The organism is Sphaerochaeta sp. S2, assembly GCF_016406725.1.
Taxonomy (GTDB): Bacteria; Spirochaetota; Spirochaetia; order Sphaerochaetales; family Sphaerochaetaceae; genus Sphaerochaeta.
Genome location: NZ_JAEKNT010000499.1, coordinates 1 through 8,704, shown reverse-complemented (window position 1 = coordinate 8,704; position 8,704 = coordinate 1). Strand labels below are relative to the sequence as shown.

Annotated in this window: 9 protein-coding genes; 5 read left to right on the top strand and 4 right to left on the bottom strand. The window is 49.5% G+C overall.

Annotated elements, in window-relative coordinates; genetic code table 11:
- The 4 genes from JF818_RS14540 to JF818_RS14525 all read left to right on the top strand — a co-directional run.
- Positions 1-763: sugar phosphate isomerase/epimerase (locus JF818_RS14540; protein ID WP_198892691.1), on the top strand; the 763-nt coding region annotated here is incomplete at its 5' end.
- On the top strand, positions 763-2,283 hold the full coding sequence (locus tag JF818_RS14535) for a sugar ABC transporter ATP-binding protein (protein ID WP_198892690.1): 1,521 nt from the start codon (positions 763-765) through the stop codon (positions 2,281-2,283). The genes JF818_RS14540 and JF818_RS14535, both read left to right, overlap by 1 nt.
- The gene (locus JF818_RS14530) at positions 2,276-3,247 is read left to right on the top strand and encodes an ABC transporter permease (protein ID WP_198892689.1); all 972 of its coding nucleotides are present in this window, start codon (positions 2,276-2,278) and stop codon (positions 3,245-3,247) included. The genes JF818_RS14535 and JF818_RS14530 overlap by 8 nt, the downstream gene beginning before the upstream one ends.
- Positions 3,248-3,271: 24 nt before the next feature.
- Entirely contained in the window at positions 3,272-4,276 is a 1,005-nt protein-coding gene (locus JF818_RS14525) for a substrate-binding domain-containing protein (protein ID WP_198892688.1), read from the top strand.
- Positions 4,277-4,336: 60 nt separating this feature from the next.
- Here JF818_RS14525 and JF818_RS14520 read toward each other — a convergent pair whose 3' ends face one another.
- The gene (locus JF818_RS14520) at positions 4,337-4,501 is read right to left on the bottom strand and encodes a hypothetical protein (RefSeq protein WP_198892687.1); all 165 of its coding nucleotides are present in this window, start codon (positions 4,499-4,501) and stop codon (positions 4,337-4,339) included.
- A 203-nt stretch (positions 4,502-4,704) separates the two neighbouring features.
- Between JF818_RS14520 and JF818_RS14515 the strand changes: the two genes are divergently transcribed.
- Entirely contained in the window at positions 4,705-5,970 is a 1,266-nt protein-coding gene (locus JF818_RS14515; protein ID WP_198892686.1) for a DUF4143 domain-containing protein, read from the top strand.
- A 44-nt stretch (positions 5,971-6,014) separates the two neighbouring features.
- On the opposite strand, the gene JF818_RS14510 is transcribed toward JF818_RS14515, so the two are convergent.
- The 3 genes from JF818_RS14510 to JF818_RS14500 form a co-directional block, all read right to left on the bottom strand.
- On the bottom strand, positions 6,015-6,920 hold the full coding sequence (locus JF818_RS14510) for an N-acetylglucosamine kinase (RefSeq protein WP_198892685.1): 906 nt from the start codon (positions 6,918-6,920) through the stop codon (positions 6,015-6,017).
- Positions 6,917-7,828 (bottom strand): N-acetylmuramic acid 6-phosphate etherase, encoded by a 912-nt coding sequence (murQ, locus tag JF818_RS14505; RefSeq protein ID WP_198892684.1) that lies wholly within the window; start codon positions 7,826-7,828, stop codon positions 6,917-6,919. Before murQ ends, JF818_RS14510 begins: the two co-directional genes overlap by 4 nt.
- An 8-nt stretch (positions 7,829-7,836) precedes the next feature.
- Positions 7,837-8,704 (bottom strand): carbohydrate ABC transporter permease (locus JF818_RS14500; RefSeq protein WP_233067943.1); only part of this gene is annotated, 868 nt, incomplete at its 5' end.

The following is an 8,704-nucleotide window of genomic DNA, read 5'->3' as shown; positions in this document are numbered from 1 at the left end:
GTGCGTCGGAGATGCCTTTGGCGATCCCCGTCTTGCCGGTTTTGCCCCCAAGAGCCTCAAGGGTGATGACAAGGCAATCCGCCAGTGGGGAATCGACCAGATGAAGTACACCGCCCAGGCAGCAAAGAACATGGGTTGCTCGGTGGTTACCGGATTCATGGGTAGCCCGATCTGGAAGTATTTCTACTCATTCCCTGCCAACTCAGAGCAGTTGATCGAGGATGGCTACCAGGAGATCTACGACCTCTGGACTCCGATCCTTGATGAGTTTGACAAGCAGGGCGTGAAGTTTGCTCTTGAGGTACACCCCTCTGAGATCGCATATGACTATTACAGCACCCAGCGTCTCCTGGAGAAGTTCAAGAAGAGAGAAGCTCTTGGTATCAACTTCGACCCAAGTCACCTTCAGTGGCAGGGAATCGATCCTGCACTCTTCTTCCGTGATTTCGCTTCCCATATCTACCATGTGCATATCAAGGACAGCTTGGTGAAGCTGGACGGCAGGAGCGGTATCCTTGGATCCCACCTTGCCTTCGGTGATTTGAGAAGAGGGTGGAATTTCGTCTCCCCAGGTCACGGGGATGTCGACTTTGACATGATCATCCGCGAAGCGAATGCAGCTGGATACCATGGTCCCTTGTCCGTTGAATGGGAAGACAATGGCATGGATAGGTTGTTTGGTGCGAGTGAAGCACTTGAGCTGGTGAGAAGAGTTGATTTCGAACCCTCGAATGTTGATTTCGATGGAGCAATGGAGAATTGATGGACGAATCCAAGATCCTTCTCAGTCTGGAAGGTATAGTCAAGGAATTCTCATCTGTCCGTGTCCTAGACCGGGTCTCCTTCTCCATACGGGAAGGAGAGGTCATGGGGCTTATCGGGGAGAATGGGGCTGGTAAATCCACGTTGATGAAGATTCTCAGCGGAATCTACCAGAAAACTGAGGGAACCATCCGCTTGGATGGCCAACTTACCAATATTCCCGACTATATCACGGCAAAGAAACTGGGGATTGGTATCGTTCCCCAGGAGTTCAACCTGATCAATTACCTGACGGTATTCGAGAATATCTTCCTCGGAAATGAGATTCATAAGGGGCTTCTCCTGGATAAGGCAAAGATGCGGGAGGAAGCGAGGGCTCAGCTTGAGCTTTTGAAGATGCCCCTTGATGTGAACAAGTACATCAGTGAGCTTTCTGTGGCTGAGAAACAGATGGTGGAGATTGCAAAGGCCATGATCCTCGATACCAGGGTCCTGATCTTTGATGAGCCGACCACCACCCTTACCCCGGTTGAGGTGAAGACTTTGTTCTCCTTGATGCGAAAGCTCAAGGAGAAGAAGGTCACCATGCTTTTTGTAAGCCATAAGCTGCAGGAGGTCATGACCATCTGTGACCGGGTTACCGTGCTCAGGGACGGGAAGCTGGTAAGTGTGGATGAGGTAAGGAACCTTGATGCAAATACGCTTGCAAAGAAGATGGTTGGGCGTGATTTCAGTCAGGTCTTCCCTCCCAAGAAGGACAGAAGGGCAGAGGAACTTGTGCTTGAGGTCAAGAACCTGAAGAGTGGGCCCATGGTCAAGGATGTTTCATTCTCCCTCCATCGTGGAGAGGTCCTAGGATTTGCCGGGCTTGTCGGTTCAGGTCGCACTGAGACGATGGAGACGGTGATGGGGCTTAGGAGAATGGAGGGTGGGGAGATTCACGTCAAGGGAAAACCGGTGAGGATCCGCGGTGCGAAGGATGCCGTCTCCCTTGGTCTTGGCTATATCAGTGAGGACAGGCAGGGCAAGGGGATTGTCATGAACTATGACATTACCAAGAATATCAGCCTGATCTCCCTGAAGGATAAATATCTCAAAGGGCTTCTGATCGACAAGAAGGCTGAGACAGCTGCAAGCGATCATTACATTGATGAGTTCAATATCGTGGCCGCTTCGAAGAAGTCTGAGCTGCGGTTCTTCAGCGGGGGAAACCAGCAGAAGGTGTATCTTGCTCGGTGGATGGATACCAATCCTGAGATTCTCATCCTTGATGAGCCTACCAGGGGAATCGATATCAACGCAAAGCGGGAGATCTATGAGTTCATTCACCAGCTTTCTGAGGCGAGGATCAGTTGCATCATTATCTCATCCGAGATGGAGGAGATAATTGGGATGTGCAACCGGGCTTACGTTATGCGGGAAGGAAAGGTAGCTAGCTGCTTGGATGAGGAAGAGATTACTGAGGAAAACATTGTATTCAATGCGACAGGAATCAAGAAAGGTGTAGAAAAAGATGGGTGAAAATAAACTGCTGTCTTCTGTGAAAAAGTTCAAGTTCAAGGACCACTCCCTGGGGATGGCGTTCCTTATCCTTGTGGTGATCGCCACCATTCTCGGGTGGCCCAACTTCCTGAAAATGAGGAACTTAACGAACATTCTCAGGCAGATTTCCTATACGGGAATCATCGGATTGGGGATGACGCTGGTAATCATCAGTGGGGGTATCGACCTCTCGGTAGGTTCCATGACCGCCTTCGTGGGAGGGATTGCAATCTACTTCCTCAATCTCTTCGGTCCTAGTTCTGTCTGGGGCATAGTTCTGACCTTCCTCTTTGCTCTGGTACTGGGATCGCTCTGCGGAGCGCTTAACGGGGTCATGGTGGCTAAGTTCAAGATGGCTCCCTTTATAGTCACCCTGGGTACCATGTCGATCTTTCGCTCCCTTATCCAATACATCTCCAATGCAGGTACCATCCTCTCGGAGAATATGGACTACGGGAAGCTTGGCAGTGGTATTTTCCTTGGCCTACCTATTCCGGTCTGGTGCTTCCTTATCGTGGGAATCTTGTTGCATGTCGTGTTGAACCATACGAGCTTTGGCCGGTATCTCTGTGCAACGGGAAGCAATGAGCAGGTAGCGAAATACTCGGCGATCAATATTACCATTGTGAAGTGGCTCCCCTATATCATTACGGGATTTACGGTAGGTATGACCGCTGTGATGTGGTCGAGCAGGCTCAACTGTATCAACCCAAGCGATGGTGCTGGTTATGAGATGGACGCCATCGCAGCTGTGGTCATCGGGGGAACCCTGATGAGCGGAGGAAAGGGAAGTATCATCGGCACCATGATGGGTGCGGTGATGCTGGGAATCATCAACAACATGCTTGTCATGGGAGGTATCAGTGCCTTCCTGCAGCAGGCAGTGAAAGGGTTTGTCATTATTGTTGCGGTACTCTTGCAGTACAACAACGGTAACAAATAAAGGTTCAATCAAGGAGGATTGGAAATGAGAAGAGTTTTGATTATCGCTCTCTGTATGATCTTTGCCGCCGGTATGGTCTTCGCCCAGGGTGTCTCTGAGGGCGCTGCTGGTGTTCCCAAGATCGGTATTGCGGTTCCCTCTCCTGACCACGGCTGGACTGGAGGTATCGGCTGGTGGGCAGACAAGGCTGTCGAGGAACTGAAGGAGCAGTATCCTGGAAAGTATGAGTTCAAGGTATTGCATGCTGACGGGTATGCAAAGCAGATCTCCGATGTCGAGGACCTCATGGTCTGGGGCATGGACTATCTGGTAATCCTTCCTCATGAGTCAGCTCCCCTTACCCCTGTGGTAAAGGAAGCACACGCCTCCGGCGTTAAGTGTATCGTTGTAGACCGCGGTCTGACCGATACATCCTTCGGTTACATCAACCTCGCTGGTAACAACTCTGAGATGGGAAAGGTCTCCGGTATCTTCGTGAGAGATTACATGAAGAAAAACGGCCTTACCAAGTATGTTGCCATGGGTGGTATGCCTGTTGTTATCGATGGCGAGAGAATGAATGCATTCTTCGACGAGATGCAGAAGGAACCTTCTCTGGTCAACCTCGCCGGTGGAAGAAACTATGACTTCGCCGACTGGTCAACCCAGAAGGGCCTGGAGCTGATGGAGAACTATATCCAGAAGTATCCTGAGATCCATGCTGTATTCTGCCAGGATGATGATGTCATGACTGGAGTCCTTCAGGCTATCAAGGAGAGTGGCCGAAAGGATATCAAGCTGGTCTTTGGTGGTGCAGGTTCCAAGGCAGCGTACGAGATGATCATGAACGATGACCCGTTGGTAAAGGCAACAGCCACCTACCACCCGTCAATGGTCTATGATGCCATCATGTACTGTCTGGATGTCGCAGAAGGCAGAAAGTCTGATGCATTCCACACCGCTAGCAAGCCTACTTCTGTAGTGCTCCCCTCTGTCTTGGTTGACAAGAGCAATGTAATGGATCATTACGACGCAGGTTCTGTATTCTAAAGAGATCTTTGTTTCAATGTGAGGGTCACCACATGAGGGTGACCCTCTCTTATGTGGTAGCTATTCAACCAGGAATAAATCTTCCAGTGCAACAAGCGTAATTCCCTCAATCTGGGCATTGGCTTTCACTTCATCAGTAAAGCCTGATTTACTAAATAAGTAGTAGTAACGGTTTTCAATGTGGTGGAATAGTTCTGCCGAGCGGAGGAAGTCTTTCCTGACCAACCTACTCTTGTTCTTCTGCTTAGATATTATACTTACGAGTATTATACTCGTAAGTATAATTCTCGGCGCAAGTCTCCGGTAAAACAGCGCAAAAGTCTCCGGTAAAACAGCGCAAAAGTCTCCGGTAAAACAGCGCAAAAGTCTCCGGTGAAATTGACAAAAGTATTATAAAATGCTATTTTATAATAAATAAGGAGACTATTGTGAAATCATACATTACTCGAATTCTTGATGTTCTGCTTGAAGAATATCTTCAAACTTTTGGAGCTGTTAATATCCAAGGTCCAAAATGGTGTGGGAAAACCACAACCGCTGAACAGAAGGCAAAGAGCATTATTCGATTTCAGGATCCTGATCAAGGTGAGTCTAATAGGATGATGGCTGAGATTAATGCTTCGTACCTTTTGAAAGGTGCATACCCACGACTCTTGGATGAATGGCAGGTAGTGCCTCCAATTTGGGATGCAGTTCGACTTGCTGTTGATAATGAGCAGGAAGAAGGCATGTTTATCCTCACTGGATCTTCAGTCCCTGTTGATGATGGAATTCATCATTCTGGAACTGGAAGAATAAGTCGTCTAGTTATGCGTCCAATGAGTCTATTTGAGTCAGGAGAGTCGAATGGTTCAGTTTCGCTTTCTTCCCTGTTCTCATCAACAACACCGATTGATCCTCAAAAATCTGAAATAGCCATACCTGATTTGGCATTCTTGATGTGCAGGGGAGGGTGGCCAGCTTCTGTAAATAAGTCAGAAAAATCTGCATTATTAATCGCTCAAGAGTATATTGTGTCCTTAGCCGAAAGTGAGGTCTCAAGGACTTCTGGTTCTAAGAAAAATCCTCAAAGAGTCATGAATTTATTACGTAGTTATGCCCGGAATATATCCACTCTAGCTACAAATGAAAGCATAATCGGTGACATTCAAGCAAATGATCTCTCCTTTTCTGAGACAACATACTACGAATATTTAAATGCATTGCAGCGGCTTTATATTGTGGAAGATGTTCCAGCTTGGAATCCTGCAATTCGATCCAAGACCGCGCTTCGTTCCCGTTCCAAGCACGAGCTTGCGGACCCTTCCTTAGTTGTTGCCGGATTGGGGCTGAGTTCAGATGTGTTACTTAAAGATCTTCCCTTTATGGGGTTTGTATTTGAAACGCTCTGTATACGAGATCTCAGAGTCTATTCACAGAAAATGGGAGGATCAATCTCATACTATCATGATCGATATGACTTGAAGTGTGATTGTGTGCTCCATCTTCGGGATGGACGATATGCGCTTATTGAATGTAAAATGGGAGGAAGTGGAATTGATGAAGGAGCGGAACATTTGCTTGAGCTTGTACGTCTTATAAAACTACACAAAATGCAAGCTCCATCGTTTCTCATGGTTCTCACTGCAAGTGAAATTGCCTATGAAAGACCTGATGGGGTGAAGGTAGTCCCCATTGGCTGTCTGGGTGTATGAAATTAAGCATCAACCATAAAAGTAAGATATCAGATGGGATTCTCCTAAGGTGTCTGTCCCAACTCCCTTGCCAGCAGGCATGCTCCATCGAGAGCCGTTCCTCTGCTTTCAATGATGACAAGGTGTTCCAATCGCTCAGCGAGAAAGGTTTCGAACAGTGGACGCACGATTGGGTCGTGTTCCAAAACACCGCCCGCTACCACCAGTTCATTGTTTCTGATCTCAGGATTCTGTACCGCCTCTATTAAAGTGGCCAACTCCCTTGCAGCTTGTTCGAGAATTGCGAGTGCCAAGGGATCTTCCTGTATCGCAAACGCGGTCACAATCGGGGCGAGGGAGGCAATGTCAGCCTTGCTTGCCTGGTGGTGTACATAGGAAACCAATTCCTCGCTCTTCTGCAGGGCACAGGCTTCGAGGAGACTCTCCAGCATACTTGTGGGAAGGTCTCTCCTCTCGAGGGAGCGGAGGGACCGCTTCAATGCCTGGTGAGCGATCCAGTAAGCAGAGCCCTCATCCCCGAGGAGGTAGCCATAGCCACCTGATCGCATGGTCTTTCCTTCCTTCGTTCTGCTTAGGGCAATACTGCCTGTTCCGCTGATCAAGGCATATCCCTCAGGGCCACCAAGACCACCGGCCAGGAGAATCTCCCCATCGCTGCAGAGCATAACAGGAACAGAGGGAAGCAACGTCTCCAGGATGCTGGAAAAAGTGTTTTTCTCGCTTTCCCTTCCCAGTCCTGCCGAGCCGATGCATCCTGCCTTGAATGGGCCAAACTCCTTAACCTGGTCGAAGAGCTCGCGTAGATGCAGGGCAGCCTCTTCGGGTTTTCCTGTGTAGAGGTTGGTCGGTCCACCGGTTATGACACGTACCCGATTCCCCTCCGCATCCTGGACGGCAAGACGTGAGCGTGTTGCCCCTCCATCTATACCAAAAGTAAAGCCTTCTCTCAATGTACCACTCCTCTGCTGTCCAGTGCCCGGTTCAAGCTACCATCACTCTTCTCAAGCAAGTTCTTTGCCTCCTCTGCATTAACGGAGAGCAGATGCATGAGGATGGCGACACGGATGCTGCCGTTGCTCGCCTCATAGAGTGTTTCTGCTTCCTCCCTGCTACAGGCAGTCACCTCACTGATCAGGCGCTTGGCTCGGTCAACCAGCTTTGAGTTCAGGGGAAGCAGGTCTACCATCAAGTTATTATACACCTTCCCGATTCTAATCATCGCCGTTGTGGTGATCATATTCAGCACCAGTTTCTGGGCTGTTCCCGATTTCATCCTCGTTGAGCCGGTGATGATCTCAGCATCGACAGCTATGTAGATCTTGTGGTCAGCATGGTCGAATACCGCTGAGTGCTCGTTGCAGCTGATCGCTCCAACCTTTGCCCCCAGCTCCTGCGCCCATGCCATTGCCCCGATGACATATGGTGCCTGACCGCTTGCCGTTATTCCTACCAGGACATCATCCTTGGTAAATGCTCTTTCCCTTAACTCCTCAATACCTGCCTCTGGATTATCCTCAGCCGACTCAATGGCAGTGGTGAGGGCTGGAAGACCCCCTGCGATAACCCCCTGGACCATGGTGGGCTTCACCCCAAAGGTTGGAGGACACTCTGAGGCATCCAGTACACCAAGTCTTCCTGAAGTCCCAGCCCCAATGTAGAAGAGCCTTCCCCCCTTCTTGAAGGAGATGACGACATCGTCCACCAGAGAAGCGATCTCGGTTAGTCTTTGGGCAACAGCAAGGGGGACCTTCTGGTCTTCTTGGTTGATGATAGTGAGTATCTCAAGCGTGCTCTTGGTGTCGATTCGGTAGGATGCTGGGTTTCTCATCTCTGTGGTAGGTAGATTGGTATGGGACATTGATTCTCCTATTTGACCGCACCAGCGGTCATTCCCTTGATAAAGTACTTGGACATGAACAAGTACAGGACCAACATGGGCAGTATTGCTATGGATAGGCCGGTAAAGAGTAGGCTCCAGTTGGTACTGTGCTGGCCAAAGAATGTCGAAAGTCCAACAGGCAAGGTCTTTACCTTGTCTGACTGCAGGAACACCAAGGGGAAGAAGAAGTCGTTCCAGATCGGTACTGCATTGTAGATGGTTACCAGGGCAATAGCCGGGGCAACCATCGGCATCACCACACGCCGGTAGATGGCAAAGTCATTACATCCATCGATCTTGGCAGCATACTCAAGTTCCAAGGGTATTCCCTTCATGAACCCAGCAAGGATGAAGACAGTGGAGGGAAGTCCCATCGCCATGAAGATCAGGATGACCGAAAGTGGTTTGTTGATAAGCCCCAAGGTCTTGATCAAGAGGAAGAGGGGGATGATCGCTGCCTTCAAGGGCAACATGATCCCACTCAGGAAGAGCATATAGACCAGGGTATTGAGTCGGTAGGTGTAGCGGCTTATGCCGTAGGAGGCCATGGAGCCGAAGAGGAGTACCAAGGCCATGGAGATTGTAGTCACCAATAGGCTGTTGGCGAAGTACCGGGAGAATCCCTTGTCGATCCACACCGTCTTATAGGTGGAGAAGCTAAACTCCTCAGGAAGTGAGAACGGGGTGGAGAGGATGGCACGGTTACCCTTGAATGAGGAGAGCACCATGTTGATCAGGGGGTAGAGGATAAGCAGTACATAGAGCGACATCACAAAGATGGCTATGGAGATGAAGAGTTTCTTTCCTGTGGAGGCACCCCGGTAGCGGAAGTCGGTGATCATAGCTGTACCTCCC

Excerpts from the sequence above, each read along its gene's own strand:
- JF818_RS14535 (WP_198892690.1), top strand. The coding sequence starts at position 763 with ATGGACGAATCCAAGATCCTTCTCAGTCTGGAAGGTATAGTCAAGGAA.
- JF818_RS14525 (WP_198892688.1), top strand. The coding sequence starts at position 3,272 with ATGAGAAGAGTTTTGATTATCGCTCTCTGTATGATCTTTGCCGCCGGT.
- JF818_RS14530 (WP_198892689.1), top strand. The coding sequence starts at position 2,276 with ATGGGTGAAAATAAACTGCTGTCTTCTGTGAAAAAGTTCAAGTTCAAG.
- murQ (WP_198892684.1), bottom strand. The coding sequence starts at position 7,828 with ATGTCCCATACCAATCTACCTACCACAGAGATGAGAAACCCAGCATCC.